Origin of the sequence: Massilia niastensis DSM 21313, assembly GCF_000382345.1 — a bacterium.
GTDB classification, from domain to species: domain Bacteria; phylum Pseudomonadota; class Gammaproteobacteria; order Burkholderiales; family Burkholderiaceae_D; genus Telluria; species Telluria niastensis.
Map to the genome: position 1 here is coordinate 71897 of NZ_KB908092.1, position 17675 is coordinate 89571.

General features: G+C 66.8%; 15 protein-coding genes. 9 read left to right on the forward strand and 6 right to left on the reverse strand.

Translation table 11 applies throughout. From position 1 onward, the window contains the following. The first annotated feature begins 147 nt into the window (after positions 1 to 147). The 5 genes from H162_RS0111890 to H162_RS0111910 all read left to right on the forward strand — a co-directional run bounded on the left by H162_RS0111890 (position 148) and on the right by H162_RS0111910 (position 7186). Positions 148 to 765: a TetR/AcrR family transcriptional regulator gene (locus H162_RS0111890; RefSeq protein WP_020653695.1), complete on the forward strand. Its 618-nt coding sequence runs from the start codon at positions 148 to 150 to the stop codon at positions 763 to 765. Positions 766 to 808: 43 nt separating this feature from the next. Continuing rightward, complete coding sequence (locus tag H162_RS0111895) at positions 809 to 2599, forward strand: acyl-CoA dehydrogenase C-terminal domain-containing protein (protein ID WP_026354541.1); 1791 nt, start codon at positions 809 to 811, stop codon at positions 2597 to 2599. 62 nt (positions 2600 to 2661) lie between these two features. Next, on the forward strand, positions 2662 to 5058 hold the full coding sequence (locus tag H162_RS0111900; protein WP_020653697.1) for a 3-hydroxyacyl-CoA dehydrogenase/enoyl-CoA hydratase family protein: 2397 nt from the start codon (positions 2662 to 2664) through the stop codon (positions 5056 to 5058). A gap of 34 nt (positions 5059 to 5092) precedes the next feature. Beyond that, a complete protein-coding gene (locus H162_RS0111905; protein WP_020653698.1) occupies positions 5093 to 6289 on the forward strand; it encodes an acetyl-CoA C-acyltransferase in 1197 nt (398 codons plus the stop codon). A 117-nt stretch (positions 6290 to 6406) separates the two neighbouring features. Further along, positions 6407 to 7186, forward strand: a complete 780-nt coding sequence (locus H162_RS0111910; RefSeq protein WP_020653699.1) for an enoyl-CoA hydratase — start codon at positions 6407 to 6409, stop codon at positions 7184 to 7186. A 45-nt stretch (positions 7187 to 7231) separates the two neighbouring features. On the opposite strand, the gene H162_RS30660 is transcribed toward H162_RS0111910, so the two are convergent. Genes H162_RS30660 through H162_RS0111925 form a run of 3 tightly spaced genes read right to left on the reverse strand, consistent with a single transcriptional unit; the run spans position 7232 to position 12211 of the window. Next, on the reverse strand, positions 7232 to 9652 hold the full coding sequence (locus H162_RS30660) for a sensor histidine kinase, YfiR-like protein-associated (protein WP_051109918.1): 2421 nt from the start codon (positions 9650 to 9652) through the stop codon (positions 7232 to 7234). A gap of 2 nt (positions 9653 to 9654) precedes the next feature. Next, positions 9655 to 10248, reverse strand: coding sequence for a TOL_0243 family YfiR-like periplasmic protein (locus tag H162_RS0111920; protein ID WP_020653701.1), 594 nt, complete (start codon positions 10246 to 10248; stop codon positions 9655 to 9657). After that, on the reverse strand, positions 10241 to 12211 hold the full coding sequence (locus tag H162_RS0111925; protein ID WP_084676996.1) for a TOL_0244 family TonB-dependent receptor: 1971 nt from the start codon (positions 12209 to 12211) through the stop codon (positions 10241 to 10243). The genes H162_RS0111920 and H162_RS0111925 overlap by 8 nt, the downstream gene beginning before the upstream one ends. Positions 12212 to 12496: 285 nt before the next feature. Between H162_RS0111925 and H162_RS0111930 the strand changes: the two genes are divergently transcribed. From H162_RS0111930 to H162_RS0111940, 3 genes are all read left to right on the forward strand, one after another. Beyond that, on the forward strand, positions 12497 to 13651 hold the full coding sequence (locus H162_RS0111930; protein WP_020653703.1) for an MFS transporter: 1155 nt from the start codon (positions 12497 to 12499) through the stop codon (positions 13649 to 13651). A gap of 101 nt (positions 13652 to 13752) precedes the next feature. Continuing rightward, entirely contained in the window at positions 13753 to 14472 is a 720-nt protein-coding gene (locus H162_RS0111935; protein WP_026354544.1) for a hypothetical protein, read from the forward strand. Positions 14473 to 14541: 69 nt separating this feature from the next. Then, the gene (locus tag H162_RS0111940; protein ID WP_026354545.1) at positions 14542 to 14955 is read left to right on the forward strand and encodes a secondary thiamine-phosphate synthase enzyme YjbQ; all 414 of its coding nucleotides are present in this window, start codon (positions 14542 to 14544) and stop codon (positions 14953 to 14955) included. A gap of 61 nt (positions 14956 to 15016) precedes the next feature. Here H162_RS0111940 and H162_RS34720 read toward each other — a convergent pair whose 3' ends face one another. After that, on the reverse strand, positions 15017 to 15355 hold the full coding sequence (locus H162_RS34720) for a CzcE family metal-binding protein (RefSeq protein WP_020653706.1): 339 nt from the start codon (positions 15353 to 15355) through the stop codon (positions 15017 to 15019). A 205-nt stretch (positions 15356 to 15560) separates the two neighbouring features. On the opposite strand from H162_RS34720, the gene H162_RS0111950 reads away from it, so the two are divergent. Further along, the gene (locus H162_RS0111950; RefSeq protein ID WP_020653707.1) at positions 15561 to 16064 is read left to right on the forward strand and encodes an arsinothricin resistance N-acetyltransferase ArsN1 family B; all 504 of its coding nucleotides are present in this window, start codon (positions 15561 to 15563) and stop codon (positions 16062 to 16064) included. Positions 16065 to 16077: 13 nt separating this feature from the next. On the opposite strand, the gene H162_RS0111955 is transcribed toward H162_RS0111950, so the two are convergent. Next, positions 16078 to 16395 (reverse strand): ArsR/SmtB family transcription factor, encoded by a 318-nt coding sequence (locus H162_RS0111955; protein WP_156885576.1) that lies wholly within the window; start codon positions 16393 to 16395, stop codon positions 16078 to 16080. A 53-nt stretch (positions 16396 to 16448) separates the two neighbouring features. Beyond that, positions 16449 to 17663 (reverse strand): MFS transporter, encoded by a 1215-nt coding sequence (locus H162_RS0111960; protein WP_020653709.1) that lies wholly within the window; start codon positions 17661 to 17663, stop codon positions 16449 to 16451. Between the last annotated feature and the right edge of the window lie 12 nt (positions 17664 to 17675).

Below are 17675 nucleotides of genomic sequence, written 5' to 3' on the forward strand. Positions count from 1 at the left end.
CGCTTTTCTCCCTGCGCCAAACGTTGTTCTGAATCAATAGAACGCCGCCTCTAAGTTCATGTTTGACATTCCTCGGCCGATAGATAATAGTACGAGCGTTCGGATTTTTTCGATTCAGAGGAAGCTATCAGCACTTCAGCCAAATTCATGCGTAAAGGTGAGCAGACGCGGGCCGCAATCCTGGACGTCGCGCTCGAACTCGCCAGCCGTAACGGACTCGAAGGTTTGACGATCGGCCTGCTGGCCGACCGGATGAACATGAGCAAATCCGGCGTGTTCGCCCATTTCGGTTCGCGCGAAGACCTGCAGCTCGAGGTGGTCAAGCTCTACCACCACCGCTTCGAGCAGGAAGTCTTCTACCCCAGCATCAAGGAGCCGCGCGGCCTGCCGCGCCTGGTGGCCATGTTCGCGCGCTGGATCAGGCAGGTGTCGATCGAGATCGCCTCCGGCTGCATCTACATCAGCGGCGCGGTCGAGTACGACGACCGCCCGGGACCGATCCGCGAGCAACTGGTGTCGATGGTGACGGCCTGGCAGGAAGCGCTGCTGCGCTGCGTGAAGCAGGCGATCGACGCCGGCCACCTGCGTCCGGATACCGACGCCCAGCAGCTGGTCTACGAGATCTACGGGCTGATCCTGGCCCTGCACCACGACGCCCGCTTCCTGCGCATGCCCGGCTCGGTCGAGCGCGCGCGCGCCGGTTTCGAGAGGCTGATCGAGAATTACCGCAATCCCAATCAACAGCAAGACCACCAGGCGGCATAGTCCGTCCGTCTTCAAGCATCTTTACCTTCGTCAGGAGAAAAATATGGGTCAGTACGTCGCGCCAATTCGGGATATGCAGTTCGTTCTGCACGAATTCCTCAACGTCACCGACGAATTCAAGCAGCTGCCAAAGTACCAGGAGATCGATGCCGACATCATCAACCAGGTGCTGGAAGAGGGCGCGAAATTCACGCAGGAAGTACTGTTCCCGCTGAACCACTCCGGCGACCGCGAAGGCTGCCACTTCGACCCGGCGACCAAGACCGTCACCACCCCGAAGGGCTTCAAGGAAGCGTACAAGCAGTACGTCGAAGGCGGCTGGGCGGCGCTGGCCTGCGAACCGGAATACGGCGGCCAGGGCCTGCCGGTCTCGCTGAACAACTCCTTCTACGAGATGCTGAACTCGTCGAACCAGGCATGGTCGATGTACCCGGGCCTGTCGCACGGCGCCTACGAGTGCCTGATGGAGCACGGCACCGAGGAGCAGAAGCGCCTGTACCTGCCGAAGCTGGCCACCGGCGAGTGGACCGGCACCATGTGCCTGACCGAAGCCCACTGCGGCACCGACCTGGGCATGCTGCGCTCGAAGGCCGAACCGCAGGCCGACGGCAGCTACCTGATCTCGGGCTCGAAGATCTTCATCTCGGCCGGCGAGCACGACATGTCCGAGAACATCGTCCACCTGGTGCTGGCGCGCCTGCCGGATGCGCCGGAAGGCTCGAAGGGCATCTCGCTGTTCCTGGTGCCGAAGTTCCTGCCGACCGCGGACGGCGCCCTGGGCGAGCGCAACGGCATCTTCTGCGGCGCGATCGAAGAGAAGATGGGCATCCACGGCAACTCGACCTGCCAGATGAACCTGGACGGCGCGCGCGGCACCCTGATCGGCCAGCCGCACAAGGGCCTGCAGGCGATGTTCGTGTTCATGAACGCCGCCCGCCTGGGCGTCGGCATGCAGTCGCTGGGCCTGACCGAAGTCGCGTACCAGAACGCGCTGGCTTATGCCAAGGACCGCATCCAGATGCGCAGCCTGTCGGGCCCGAAAGCCCCGGACAAGCCGGCCGACCCGATCATCGTGCACCCGGACGTGCGCCGCATGCTGCTGACCGCCAAGGCCTACGCCGAAGGCGCGCGCGCCTTCACCTCCTACGTCGCGCTGCAGATCGACCGTGAACTGAACCATCCGGACGAAGCCGTGCGCAAGGAAGCGGCCGACGAAGTCGCGCTGCTGACCCCGATCATCAAGGCCTTCATCACCGACAACGGCTGGATCGCCACCTCGGAGGCGATGCAGGTGTACGGCGGCCACGGCTACATCGCCGAATGGGGCATGGAGCAGTACGTGCGCGACGCCCGCATCAACATGATCTACGAAGGCACCAACACCGTGCAGTCGCTCGACCTGCTGGGCCGTAAGATCCTGATGGACAACGGCGCCAAGCTGCGCAAGTTCGGCGAGAAGATCAAGGGCTTCGTCGAAGAGAACGGCCTGGACGAGTCGCTGTCCGAGTTCGTCACCCCGCTGGGCGAACTGGGCGAGAAGGTCAGCAAGCTGACCATGGAAATCGGCATGAAGGCCTTCCAGAACCCGGACGAAGTGGGCGCGGCCGCCGTGCCTTACCTGCGCGTCGTCGGCCACCTGGTGTACAGCTACTTCTTCGCGCAGATGGCGAAGATCGCGCTGGCCAAGCAGGATTCGGGCGACCGGTTCTACGAAGCCAAGCTGGCGACCGCGCGCTTCTACTTCGCGCGCCTGTACCCGGAAACCGCGATGCTGATCCGCCAGGCGCGTTCGGGCGCATCGAACCTGCTGGCGCTGGACGTCGAGCTGTTCTAACTCTCATCACGTCGTCCCTGCGCCCTCAGCGCAGGGACAACGGCTAACTCAAGGATTCCAAGATGTCCAATTTCATCGTCAAGAAAGTCGCCGTGCTGGGCGCCGGCGTGATGGGCGCGCAGATTGCCGCGCACTGCGTGAACGCCAAGGTGCCGGTCGTGCTGTTCGACCTGCCGGCCAAGGAAGGCAACAAGAACGGCATCGTGCTGCGCGCGATCGAGAACCTCAAGAAGCTGTCGCCGGCCCCGCTGGGCAACAAGGACGACGCGGCGCTGATCGAAGTCGCCAACTACGAGGACAATCTCGACGTGCTGGCCGGCTGCGACCTGATCATCGAAGCCATCGCCGAGCGCATGGACTGGAAGCACGACCTGTACAAGAAGGTCGCGCCGCACATCGGCGCCAACGCCATCTTCGCCTCGAACACCTCGGGCCTGTCGATCAACAAGCTGTCCGAAGGCTTCGACGCCGAACTGAAGGCGCGCTTCTGCGGCGTGCACTTCTTCAACCCGCCGCGCTACATGCACCTGGTCGAGCTGATCCCGACCGAGTCGACCCGTCCCGAGATCCTCGACCAGCTCGAGACCTTCCTGACCTCGACCCTGGGCAAGGGCGTGGTGCGCGCGAAGGACACCCCGAACTTCATCGCCAACCGCGTCGGCATCTTCGGCATGCTGGCCACCATCCATGAAGCCGAGAAGTTCGGCCTGTCGGTGGACGTGGTCGACGACCTGACCGGCGCCAAGCTGGGCCGCGCCAAGTCGGGCACCTTCCGCACCGCCGACGTCGTGGGCCTGGACACCATGGGCCACGTCATCCGGACCATGCAGGAAACCCTGGCCGACGATCCGTTCTTCGGCGTCTACAAGACCCCGGAAGTGCTGGCCAGGCTGATCGAGAAGGGCGCGCTGGGCCAGAAGACCGGCGCCGGCTTCTACAAGAAGGTCGGCAAGGACATCCAGCGCCTCGACTTCGCGACCGGCGAATACGTGGCGGGCGGCGCCAAGGCCGCCGACATCGTCGGCCGCATCCTGAAGGAGAAGGACCCGGTCAAGAAATTCAAGGCGATGCGCGAATCGACCAACCCGCAGGCGCAGTTCCTGTGGGCGATCTTCCGCGACGCCTTCCACTACATCGCCTTCCACCTCGACACCATCGCCGACAACGCGCGCGACGTCGACTTCGCGATGCGCTGGGGCTTCGGCTGGAGCGTCGGCCCGTTCGAGACCTGGCAGGCCGCCGGCTGGACCCAGATCGCCCAGTGGGTGAAGGAAGACATCGAGGCCGGCAAGGCGCTGTGCGACGCACCGCTGCCTGGCTGGGTGTTCGACGGCGTGGTCGCCGAGAAGGGCGTGCACACTCCGGAAGGTTCGTACTCGGCCTCGAAGAAAGCCTATGTGCCGCTGTCCGACCTGCCGGTCTACCAGCGCCAGCAGTTCCGCGCGCCGGTCGTCGGCGGCAGCGGCCTGGATCCGAAGACTGCCGGCACCACCGTGTTCGAGGACGACTCGGTGCGCCTGTGGCACGCGGATGACGAGGTGCTGGTCATCTCGCTCAAGACCAAGATGCACGTCATCGGCGACGGCGTGGTGAAGGGCATCCGGCGCGGCCTGGCCGAGGCGGAGAAGGGCTTCAAGGGCCTGGTGATCTGGAACACCGACGCGGCCGAAGGCGGCGCATTCTCGGCCGGCGCCGACCTGCAGTCGGCCCTGCCGGCCTTCATGATGGGCGGCGCCAAGGCGATGGACCCGATGGTGCGCGAACTGCAGGACACCTTCATGGCCATGAAGTACTCGAACATCCCGGTGGTGGCGGCGGTCAGCGGCCTGGCCCTGGGCGGTGGCTGCGAGATGGCGCTGCATGCGAGCAAGCGCGTGGCCTCGATCGAGTCCTACATCGGCCTGGTCGAAGTGGGCGTGGGCCTGGTGCCCGCCGGCGGCGGCCTGAAGGAAGCCGCGGTGCGCGCTTCGATCGAAGCCAAGGGCAACGACATCCTGCAATTCCTGAAGACCGGCTTCACCAACGCGGCCACCGCGCAGGTGTCGAAGTCGGCCCTGGAAGCGAAGGCCATGGGCTACCTGAAGGACGACGACATCATCGTCTTCAACCCGTACGAACTGCTGCACGTGGCGAAGACCACCGCGCGCGCCATGTTCGACGCCGGCTACCGCGCCCCGGCGCGCCGCCTGGTCCCGGTCACCGGCCGCTACGGCTGGGCGACGATCCGCGGCCAGCTGGTCAACATGCGCGACGGCGGCTTCATCTCGGCCTATGACTACAAGCTGGGCGACATGATCGCCGAGATCGTGACCGGCGGCGACGTCGACCAGGGCAGCATGGTGTCCGAGCAGTGGCTGCTCGACATGGAGCGCAAGGCCTTCATCGAGCTGCTGAACAACCCGAAGACCCAGGAACGCATCATGGGAATGATGCAGAACGGTAAGCCGGTACGTAACTGAGCGACACTGAGCGCGGACAGAACAGGACGAAATCATGAGCAAACAACTTCAAGACGCATACATCGTCGCAGCGACCCGTACCCCGATCGGCAAGGCGCCGCGCGGCTTCTTCAACAAGACCCGTCCGGACGACCTGCTGGTGCACGCGATCCGCGGCGCCATGGCGGCGGTGCCGAACCTGGACCCGGCGCTGATCGTCGACGCCATCGTCGGCTGCTCGTTCCCGGAAGCGGAGCAGGGCTTCAACGTGGCGCGTAACGCCGTGGTGCTGGCGGGCCTGCCGCACACCGTGGGCGGCGTCACCGTCAACCGCTACTGCGCCTCGGGCATCACCGCGCTGGCGATGGCGGCCGACCGCATCCGCGTGGGCGAAGCCGACGTGATGATCGCCGGCGGCGTCGAATCGATGTCGATGGTGCCGATGATGGGCCACCACCCGTCGATCAACATGGAGACCTTCAGGGACGAGAACGTGGGCCTGGCCTACGGCATGGGCCTGACCGCCGAGAAGGTCGCCGAGCAGTGGAAGATCTCGCGCGAAGACCAGGACGCCTTCGGCCTGGAATCGCACCGCCGCGCCATCGCCGCCCAGCAGGCCGGCTACTTCAAGGACGAGATCACCCCGGTCGAGATCGTCACCCGCACGCCGGACCTGAAGAGCGGCGAGATCAAGGTGGGCCGCCGCACCGTGGACCTGGACGAAGGCCCGCGCGCCGACGCCAGCATGGAAGGCATGGCCAAGCTCAAGCCGGTGTTCGCCGCCAGGGGCTCGGTGACCGCCGCGACCTCGTCGCAGATGTCGGACGGCGCCGGCGCGCTGATCGTCGTCAGCGAAAAGATCCTGAAGGAGCACAACCTGACGCCGCTGGCCAGGTTCTCGTCGTTCGCCGTGCGCGGCGTGCCGCCGGAAATCATGGGCATCGGCCCGAAGGTGGCGATTCCCGCAGCGCTGGCCGCCGCCGGCATCAGCCAGGACCAGCTGGACTGGATCGAGCTGAACGAAGCCTTCGCCGCGCAGGCGCTGGCCGTGATCCGCGACCTGGGCCTGGACACCAGCAAGGTCAACCCGATGGGCGGCGCGATCGCCCTGGGCCATCCGCTGGGCGCAACCGGCGCGATCCGCGCCGCGACCGTCGTGCACGCGCTGCGCCGTAACAACCTGAAGTACGGCATGGTGACGATGTGCGTCGGCGCCGGCATGGGCGCGGCCGGCATCATCGAGCGCGTGTAAAGAGCAAGGCGGCCCTACAGGGCCGCCGGTATCGCCGCGTGGGCGGGAAAGTAGTTGATCCGACTATTTTTCCGCCCACTCGTTCATTGAGCTTCGCAAAACAATGGAGACACCTGAATGGACATGTTGATCAATAAAACCAACGGCATCCTGACGATCGAGTTCAACCGCGTCGAGCGCAAGAATGCGATCACCGCCACGATGTACCAGGCGATGGCGGACGCACTGGTCGACGCGGAGCAGGACAGCGCGGTGCGCGCCATCCTCATCGCCGGCAAGCCGGACATCTTCACCGCCGGGAATGACCTGGACGACTTCATGAAGAACTCGGCCCCGGTGCCGGGCGTGCCGCTCGAAAGCCGCCCGGTGTTCCAGTTCATGCGCGCGCTGTCCGGCTCGACCAAGCCGGTGGTGGCCGCCGTGGCCGGCGTCGCGATCGGCATCGGCACCACGCTGCTGATGCATTGCGACCTGGTGTACGCGGCCGACAACGCCAAGTTCTCGCTGCCGTTCTCGCAGCTGGGACTGTGCCCGGAATTCGGCTCCTCGCTGCTGCTGACGCAGCTGGCGGGCTATCCGCGCGCGGCCGAGAAGATGCTGCTGGGCGAAGCCTTCGGCGCCAACGAAGCGCTGCAAATGGGCCTGGTGTCGCGCGTGCTGCCGGCCGAGGAGCTGCGCGCCTTCGCCGAACAGCAGGCCGCCAAGCTGGTGGCGCTGCCCGCCGCGTCGATCCGCACCACCAAGGCGCTGATGAAGCGTGCCCGCATCGAGCCGATCAAGGCCGCCATCGCCGCCGAGAACGACCACTTCGCCAGCATGCTGCTGGCGCCGGAAGCGAAGGAAGCGTTCACCGCCTTCTTCGAGAAGCGCAAGCCGGACTTCAGCAAGTTCGACTGAGCTGGAACGCCGGCGACCCGGACGCCCGGGGCGCCGCCGCTGCCGTCAGGCGCCTTCGCAAGTCGTGTCGTGCAGGACCTGCTGGAGCGAGGTGAGGGTAAACGGCTTCGGCAGCAAGGCCGCCTTGACCGCGGGATCGCCGGCGATGGCGGAACCATAGCCGGACGAGAAGACGATCTTCATCCGCTCGCCGCGCGCGACGACGGTGCGCGCCAGGTCCAGTCCCGACATGCCCGGCAGCGAATAATCGGTCAGCAGGACATCGAAACGCCTTTCCGCCAGGGTGTCGAGCGCCTGCTCGGCGCTCGCCACGCCTTCCACGGCGTGGCCGAGTACACGCAGGAGCTCGGTGAGCAGGTTGCAGGCGTCCTGGTCGTCTTCCACGACGAGGATCGACAGGGGCCGGCCCTTGTCCTCGAGCCCGAGCGGCGCCGGGGCCGCCGCCGCGACCGGGAGTTGCGGAGGCGGCGCGGCCGGCGCACCGTGCTTGTGGGCGGCGAACATCTGGCGGATCTTGCGGGCCAGCTCCTCGCGGCGATACGGCTTGCTGATCAGCTCCACCCCGGGGTCGAGGCGCCCGCCGTGGACAATGGCGTTCTGGGTGTAGCCCGAGGTGAACAGCACTTCGATCTGCGGGAACATCTGTTTCGCCTGGCGCGCCACCTCGACGCTGCGTACCGGGCCGGGCATCACCACGTCGGTGAAGAGCAGGTCGACCGGTACGCCGCTTTGCAGGATCGTGAGCGCGGCCTGGCCGTCGCTGGCCTTCAGGACCCGGTAGCCGAGGGCGTTCAGCATGTCGACCACGGTCGCCTGCACCACCACGTCGTCCTCGACCACCAGGATGGTCTCGGTGCCGCCCATGACCGGCGCATTGCGGATGTTGGGCAGCTCGACTTCGGGCTGCATCGAGCGCGGCAGGTAGATCTTGATGGTGGTGCCGTTGCCGACCTCGCTGTAGATGCGGATATGGCCTTCGCTCTGCTTGACGAAGCCGTAGGCCATGGAGAGTCCCAGGCCGGTGCCTTCGCCTTCGCGCTTGGTGGTGAAGAAGGGCTCGAAGGCGCGTGCGGCGACTTCGGGCGGCATGCCGCATCCGGTATCCGAAATGGCGAGCACCACGTACTGGCCGGGGGCGACGTCGGATTCGTAAGCGACGTAGTCGTCGTCCAGCATCGCGTTGTTGAGTTCCAGCGTGAGCCGGCCTTCGCCCTTCATCGCGTCGCGGGCGTTGATGGCCAGGTTCAGGATGACGTTCTCGAGCTGGTGGGGATCGACCAGCGTCGCCCACAGGCCGCCGGCGACGATGGTTTCGATCTCGACCGGTTCGCCCAGCGCGCGGCGCAGCAGGTCGTCCATCCCGCGCAGGACGCGCCCGATATTCGTCGCCACCGGCTGCAAGGGCTGGCGCCGCGCGAAGGCGAGCAGCTGCGAGGACAGCTTGGCCCCGCGGTCGGCCGCGAAGGCCGCCGTCGCGAGGCGGCGCTGCGCCTCCGGATTGCCTGCCATGCTCATTTGCAGCAGCTGCAGGTTACCGGAGATCACCTGCAGGACGTTGTTGAAATCATGCGCCACCCCGCCGGTCAGCTGGCCGATCGCTTCCAGCTTCTGGGATTGCCGCAACTGCTCGTGCGCCTTCTCCAGTTCGGCGCTGCGCTCCCGGATGCGCTCTTCCAGGGTGTTGTTCAGCTGCTGCAGCGCTTCCTCCGCCGCCACCCGCACCGTCACTTCCTGCTGCAGCCTGGTGTTCGATTCCTGCAGCGCGTTGGCGCGCTCGCCGACTTCGCCCAGCATGCTGTTGAACGCATCGACCAGCACCCCGACCTCGTCGTCGGTGGTCTTTTCCACGCGCAGCGAAAAATCGCGCTTGCGCACCACCTGGTTGACGGCCGCGGTCAGCGCACGCACCGGCCTGGTGATCGCCGACTGCAGCCAGCTCGACATCAGGATGGCGACCAGCAGGCTGCCGAGCAGGACGGCGGCCAGGACCAGGAGGTAGCGCTGGACCTGGGCCATCAGCGGATACTCGGCGCCCACGTACACGGTCCCGAGCAGCTCGCCGTTGCGCATGATCTTCTTGAAGATCGCGATCCGGTCGAAATCGATCTCATATCCGGCGGCAGGGACCTGGCCCAGCACCGCGCGCACCTCCGCCGGGGTCCTGGAATACTGGACGAACAGCGAGCCGTCCGGGCGATAGATCGCGGCGCCATAAATGCGGGGACGGACGCGCAGCTGCGACAGGTTTTCGCCGGCCACCTTGGCGTCGTTGAATTCGAGCGCCGGCGTCGTCGCCTGCGCGAGGATGTCGGCCTGCGCGGTGAAATCGGCGACCGAGTTGGTCTGGTAATTCCGGATGTCGAGCACCAGCATCGCCGCGCAAGCCACGAGCAGGGCGGTGAGCGTGGTGGCCAGCACCGCCAGCATGAATTTGTGCGAAATGGACTGCCTGATTGCGCCAATCATGTTCAATGGCTTCCTTTGATGACCCTGGTGGCGACGGAGAACAGACGGGAGCTGAGCTGGAGCCGGTTTTGTTCCGCAGCCGGGATCGAGACTTCGAACCGGACCCGTTCGTCGACAATCCGGAAATTGATGATGCTGCCCTCGTCGAAGCTGCCCTCGTCATCCGTCACGACCAGGATGGTCCGTCCCTTCGACTGGCGCAGCCATTGCGCCTGCCTTGGACGTTCGCCGCGGCCGATGAACAGCATGTGCAGGTCGTTCAGGGTTTCGCCGGCAAACACGCGCTTGATGACGACACCGCGATTGCCGACGGTCTTGCCGGCGGCAATGCGCGCCAGTTCGTCGGCGACCGCATCGTCGCCCGCGACGCCGATCACGTACGGAGCATCGGCCCGTGCAAAGGCCGTCGACGGCCACTCCGCGTAATTCAGGAACTTGTGCAGGTAGGCCGCCTTCACGCTGTCCTCGCTGGCGACGGCGGCGCTGTCGGCCGCCAGCGCCGGCGCGCACCATGGCAGCCCTGCGCAGACGGACAGCAGGCAGGCAAGGGCGAACGCGGCAAGCGAAGGCCGGCCGGGCTGCGCTGTCTTACTCATTCCAGACCAGCGTGAGCAGGGCGGCGCGGCGGTATTCGCTGCGTCCCGGGGGAGCGCCGAACTCGGCATGTGCCGAGTCGAACAGGTTCTGGCCGACGAGGGACAGCTCGAGCCCCTTGCGGATGCGCCATCCCAGCCGCAGGTCGACGGCCGTGTAGGCGGGCACCACGGGCTGGCTCAGTGCGCCCACCCGGCGCAGCGTCACATCCAGCTCGCGCCCGGGGGCAAGGTCGTAGGACGAGCGCAGCATCCAGTAATGGCGCGGATCGCTGGTCGCCAGTCCGGTGGTGCCGGACAGGTCGCGGCTGGCCGGGTCCAGGGTGGTATCGACCCGCTGCACCACGGTGCCGCCGGAGAGGCGCCAGGCGCCGCTTGCCTGCCAGTTGGCCCAGGCTTCGATGCCGCGCGTGCGGCCTTCCGCCAGGTTGCGGAATACCGAGCTGGAGCCGGCCTGATTCGGTTCGAGCGTGCGCAGCCTGTCGTAGCGGCTGTAGAACGCGGTGGCGGACCAGGACAGGGCCGGCGTGGGCTGCGCCCGGTATCCCAGCTCGGCGACATTGGCCACTTCGGAGGCGAAGTCCGGTCCGCCCGCGATGGCGAACTGCGGGACGCCGTTCACGACACGCGGCGTGGTCGGGCTGAACAGATCGCGGTCGATGCGCGACGGCGCGCGCACCGAGCGCGATAGCGAGCTCCAGGCAAGCGCATGGGCTTGCGGCTTCCATGCCAGGCGCAAGGTCGGCAGCACTTCGACGCCGGTGTAATTGTTCTCTTCGAGCTTCAGGCCGGCGGTCAGGCGCAGGCCGTCCCGCAAGGCGAAGTCGCCCTGGGCGAACAGGTTCCCCCAGTGCAGGTTCATGGTGCCGGGCAGGAAGCCGAATGCGGGGCCGTTGCGCACGCGGTCATGCGCCCAGCGGTAGCCGCCGCCCCAGACGATGTCCTGTCCATTCGCCAGCTTCACGGCGTGCTGCAGCTGCACGTCCAGCGTGTCCAGGTCTTCGACGAAGGCCAGCGGTTGATCGCGCTCGGTATGGTCCCAATACGTCTGCAGGGTCACGGTCGAGCCGCCGGCGAGCGTGCGGTTCAGGCGACCCAGCAGGTTGGCGCCGCTGATGCGGATGTCTTCCGTGCCCACCTGGGTCAGCTTGCCCTCGTAGACGTCGCCCTGGAGCACGAAGTTGCGCGCCGTGTCGCCCCAGTCGGCGCGGAAGCCGGCCTGCCGCCGGTGCCAGCCGGTCGGCACCGGCGCGCCGGCTGCGGTTTCGGTGTCGTCGTTGGCCGCGTACTTCGCGTAGGCGCGGTAATGTCCGCCATTGGCGAGCTTGCCGCCGTAGCGGCCGGCGCCATGGCGCTCGTCCCTGCTGGCCGCGGCGCTGACCAGGGCGCCCTGCGTGTCGGAGGCGGACCTGGTGATGATGTTGATCACGCCGTTGACGGCATTCGCCCCCCACATCGTCGCGCCCGGACCGCTGATGACTTCGATGCGCTCGACGTCTTCCAGCACCACGTCCTGCGCATCCCAGAAGACGCCGGAGAAGAGCGGGGAATAGACGGTGCGGCCGTCGATCAGGACCAGCAGCTTGTTTTCGAACGGATTGTTGAAGCCGCGCGCGCTCACCGCATAGTTGCGCGCGTCGACCCGGGCCACCTGGAGGTTGGGCGCGAGGCGCAAGGCCTCCGGCAAGGTGGCGACGCCCGAGCGGCGGATCTCGCTGCCGGTGATGACGAAAATGGACGAGGCGGCTTCGGAGAGCGCTTCCGGGCGCTTCGATACCGAGGTCACCTTGATGTTCGCGAGTTCTTCGAGACTCAGTTCGCCGATGTCCTGCGCATCGAGCGCGCAGGCCGCCGTATTGACGGTGAGGGCAAGGACGGCCGTCGCGATCGCGGATCTGCCGGGACGAAGCCGGGAAGCGTGACTGGGGCCGGGCTGCAGCGGACCTGAAAGTGGATGAGGCACCATGGTAATAAGCGGACGGAAGTTAATGAGGCAGCCACATAGCGCTGAGCAGGGACCATGATGTTAGACGCAAATGTTATGTTCAATCAAGAACATTTAACCTTTCGCCAACATCCGCGTTGTACTTCCGTCGTATGACCGGACGGCCGGTCCGGCGGGCGCCAGCGCCGCGGGAAACGATGCCTGGCGGACGCGCAGTGTACACTGGCGGGGCTTTTCATCCTACGCCTTGCCATGTCCACACCTCCTTCCACACCGTCCGCCGCCCCATTGCCGCAGGCGGCGGTGATGCAGATCCTGTTCTCCGTCGCCTTCGTCCACATGCTGAACGACTGCGTGCAGGCAGTCCTGCCATCGATCTACCCGCTGCTGAAACAGGAATTCTCGCTCAGCTTCACGCAGATCGGCTTCATCACCTTCACCTTCCAGTGTACCGCCTCGCTGCTGCAGCCCTGGATCGGCCTGTACACCGACAAGCGTCCGATTCCCTTCCTGCTGCCGATGGGGATGTGCGTGACCCTGGCCGGCGTGGTGCTGCTGGCCACGGCCGGCAGCTTCGCCATGCTGCTGGTGGCCGCCGGGATGATCGGCATCGGCTCGTCGACCTTCCACCCGGAGGCCTCGCGCGTCGCGCGGCTGGCGTCGGGCGGGCGCTTCGGCTTTGCCCAGTCGCTGTTCCAGGTGGGCGGCAACCTCGGCTCCGCGCTCGGGCCCTTGCTGGCCGCGGCGATCATCGTCGGCAGCGGGCAGGCCAGGATCGCCTGGTTCACCCTGCTGGTGCTGCTGGCGGTCGTGGTGCTGATCGGGGTCAGCCGCTGGTATGCGGGCCACCTCAAGACCATGACGCGCAAGGGCGTGGTCCACCCGGGGCCGGCGCTGTCGCGCGGGCGCGTGGCCTGGGCGCTGGCGGTGCTGGCCATGCTGGTGTTCTCGAAGTACATCTACATGGCCAGCCTGTCGAGCTATTACACCTTCTACCTGATCGAGAAATTCCAGGTGCCGGTCGACACGGCGCAGATGTACCTGTTCGTGTTCCTCGCCGCGGTCGCCGCGGGCACCTTCGCCGGCGGCCCGATCGGCGACCGCATCGGCCGCAAGCGCGTGATCTGGTTCTCGATCCTGGGCGCCGCGCCGTTCACGCTGGCGCTGCCGTATGCGGACCTGTTCTGGACCGGCGTGCTGTCGGTGATCATCGGGCTGGTGATGTCGTCCGCGTTCTCGGCGATCGTGGTGTTCGCGCAGGAGCTGGTGCCGAACAAGATCGGCATGATCGCGGGGCTGTTCTTCGGCCTGATGTTCGGCATCAGCGGCATCGGCGCCGCCGCCATGGGCTACATCGCCGACCAGACCGGCATCGAGCAGGTGTACCGGATCGCGTCCTACCTGCCGCTGCTGGGCATCATGGCGGTGCTGCTGCCGCGCGCCGAGCTGCTGCGCCGCTAGCCGGCCAGGCTCTCGCCCAGGTTCCGTTTGCACTATAGTGAAAGGAGCGTGGCGAGCCGGCACTCGCCGCCAGATCACGAGATGTCCTGAAAGGAACGATCATGAATGAACTGGCACAACTAAGCATCGACGCCCATGGGGGCATGAAACGCTGGAACGCACTGTCCCAGGTCTCGGCCCGGATCGACACCGGCGGCGTCCTGTGGGCGCTGAAAGGCGTGCCCGAATTCGCCGGCGTGGCGCGCATCGACGCCAGCCTGCACGAACAGAGGCGCAGCCACGAACCCTTCATGAAGCCCGGCCAGCGCATGCGCTTCGAGGCCGGCCGGGTCGCCATCGAATCCCTCGACGGCCAGGTGCTCGAGGTACGCAGGAATCCGCGCGACGCCTTCGCCGGCCATACGCTGGAAACGCCGTGGGACCGCCTGCATGCCGCCTACTTCGCCGGCTACGCCATGTGGAACTACCTCGCCATTCCCTTCCTGTTCGCCGAAGACGGCTTCGGACTGGAAGAGATCGAAGCGTGGGAAGAGAATGGCGAAACCTGGCGCCGCCTGCAAGTGCGGTTCCCGGCCGGCGTCGCCACCCACTCGGCCGAACAGGTCTTCTACATCGGCCCGGACGGCCTGCTGCGCCGCCACGACTACGATGTCGAGGTGGCGCAAGGAGCTCGCGGCGCGCACTACATCCACGACTACAAGGAGTTCGACGGCATCATGGTGCCGACCCGCCGCCGCGTGTACATCCCCGGCCCCGACAACAATCCGCTTCCGGAGCCGCTGCTGGTGTCGATCGATATCAGCGAAGTGCGCTTCGAATAATCGGGGCGCGCTACCATGTGTCCATGCCGGGCCGGAACGGCCGGTCCGGCGTTCGACAGGAGCAGCGCCGTGGCATACCAGTCCATTCTCGAATTTTCCATGCAGGGACGCGGCACCCGCGACATCACGGACGCGGTGGCGAAGGTCGTCGCCCAGTCGGGCACAGGTTGCGGCCTGGCGCACGTATTCGTCCAGCACACCAGCTGCTCGCTGACGATCACCGAGAACGCCGATGCCGACGTGCGGCGCGACCTCGAGACGGTCATCGGGCGCCTCGCTCCGGACGGCGATCCGGCCTATCGCCACGATGCCGAGGGACCGGACGACATGTCGGCGCACGCGCGCAGCATGCTCACCGATACCGGTGTGATGGTGCCGGTCGGCGCAGGGCGCCTGTTGCTGGGAACCTGGCAGGGGATCTATTTGTGGGAGCACCGCACCGCGCCGCACCGGCGCACGGTCGTCGTGACGGTGCTGGGCTAGGAAGCTGTCCCGGCAGGCGGGGCCGGCCGCATGGCGCGCCCCGCTGGCTTGCCGGCATCGGTCAGCCGCCGATGTACAGCGGGTTCGGGGCGACGTACACGGTCACGCCGCTGGCATCGATGTCGGCCGGGGCGATCCTGGACAGCTGGAACGAATTCTGGTTCGGGTAGGTGTGCACGCTCCAGGTGAAGCTCTTGCCGTCGATCTCGAACTTGACGGTTTCGCCATCGGTGATGTTGGCATATTTCATGCCCGGCTTGATCGTGACGACGCGGTCGTAGCTGGCGTCGGCGACGGCGCGGCCATAATCGGCGCTGGTGCCGGTCATGCCGGCGGCGCTGGCGGCGCTGGCGAGGACGGCGGACAGGATCAGGACGGCGGCTTTGTTCAGGTTCAGCATGATGTTTCTCCTTCGGGTTGGTTGGTCGGCGCAGCGTCGTGTGCCGATGTATGCATTTAACCCGTCCGATGTATCGCTGATTTGTCTCCGAACCGCTCCACTGCAAGCGCGTGTATCGGGAGACGCGACGGACACATGGTGATACAAGATCGCCGCCGCCGCTTCCCTATAATGGCCATATTGCCATCGCCAATCGACAAGCGACATGAACCTTATTGCCATCCGTTCCGCCACCCCCGGCGACGCCGCCGCCATCTGCGCGATCTATAACCCGTACATTGCCAGTACGACTATCTCCTTCGAAGAAGCGCCGGTTGCCGCCAGCGACATGGCGCAGCGTATCTCCGAGGTGGCGGCCGCCGGCCTGCCCTGGCTGCTGGCGCTCGACGGCGAGCAGGTGCTCGGCTACGCCTACGCCACCAGATGGCGTGCGCGGCCCGCCTACCGCAGCTCGGTGGAAAGTTCGATCTACATGCATCCCGAGGCCACCGGGCGCGGGGCGGGAAAGGCCTTGTACGCGGCCCTGCTCGACGAATTGCGCACGCGCGCGCTGCACATGGTGATCGGCGGGATCGCCCAGCCGAACGAACGCAGCGTGGCGCTGCACGAGCAGCTGGGATTCCGCAAGGTCGCCCACTTCAGCGAAGTGGGCCGCAAGTTCGGGCGCTGGATCGATGTCGGCTACTGGGAGCTGCGGCTGACCGATTGAGTCCGCGCCGGCTTCACAGGCCGACTATCATGGCCTTCAGCTGCTGCAGCCGTTCCGGGTTCACGCAGTAGCACACCCGCTGCACGTCGGACGAGCCGTGGATCAGGCCGGCATCCTTCAGGATCGACACGTGCTTCGAGATCGTCGACGGCGCCAGCGGCAGCACGTCGGCCAGGTTTCCGAAATAGCATTCGCCCACATCGATCAGGTGCCGCAGCAGCTGGACCCGGGCCGGATGGCCGAGCGCCTTGCACAGCGCCGCCAGGTCGTCGACATCGATCGCGGCGGAAGGGGAAGCGGGGGAGCGCGGCGCGCAGCAGGACGTGGACATGGTTTCGGCATTCGTGAGGTGGCGAACAAGCATAGGAAGGCGCGCCGCCGCCGTCAAGCCTTGCCTGCAGCCGGCGGCAGCTTCGCCGCCGGCTGCGCGGCATGCGCGCGCAGCGCCGACAGGTAGAGCAGCAGCGAGGCCAGCGCGCACCCGAGCAGTAGCGCGAGCAGCAGCAGCGGCCCGTCGGCGCGCAGGATGGCGGCGGCGGCCAGCGGGCCGGCCGCCTTCGCCAGCAGCGAGGGCGCGGCCAGGGCGCCCGAGATCGCGCCGTAGTGCTCGCGCCCGAACAGTTCCTGCGGCACCGTGCCGCGCACGATGGTCAGGATCCCGTTACCCAGGCCGAAAATCATGCAGAACAGCGCCGGCGCCCACGCCTGGCTGCCGAACAGCAGCAGCGTCAGCAGGGCGGCAGGCAGGGCTGCGAACACGGCCACGCCCACGCGCCGTGGCGGGGCGTGCCGGCCGACGGTCATTTCGCCGATCCTTCCGGCCACCTGCATCGGACCGATCAGGGCCGCCATCAGCACCGCCGCGCCGGCCGCGTGGCCGAGATGCTGGAGCAGGGGAATGAGATGGATGGCCAGCGCCGAGAAGACCAGCACATTGCCCGCGAACGCCAGCGCCAGCTTGCGGAACGCCGGGTGGCGCAGGGCCTCGGCCAGGGTGGCATGCCGGCGCGGCGCCGTGTCCGACGCCCGTGCCGTGCGCGGCGCATCGGCGCCGAGCAGCAGGTGCAGCGGCAGGCACAGGCCCAGCTGGAGCGCGGCGAAGCACAGGTAGGCCTCGCGCCAGCCTGCCAGGTTCACCAGGTAGAGGGTCAGCGGCCAGGCGATCGTGCTGGCGAAGCCGCCGAACAGGGTCAGCGTCGAGATGCCTTGCCGCGCCCGGTCCTGCAGCTTGCGGTTGATGGTGGCGAACGCCGCCTCGTACAGGGTCAGCGACATCGCCAGGCCGATCACGGTCCAGGCGCCGACATAGGCCGCCGGCGTGGTGCACAGGGCCAGCCACGCCAGGCCGAGCGCGGCCGCCAGCGAACCGGCCGCCATCGCGTAGCGCCCGCCGTGGCGGTCGATCAGCATGCCCGCCGGGGTCGCGGCCATGCCCGCCACCAGCAGGCTCCAGGAGAAGGCGCCGAACGCGATCCCGGGCCCGATGCCCAGGTCGCGCTGGATGCCGGGCGCGGTGATCGTGAACGCGTAGTACAGCGCGCCCCACGACACGATCTGGGTGACGCCGAGGATGCCGATGGTGCGCCAGGCAGGTGGCATGCTGTGCGGCTC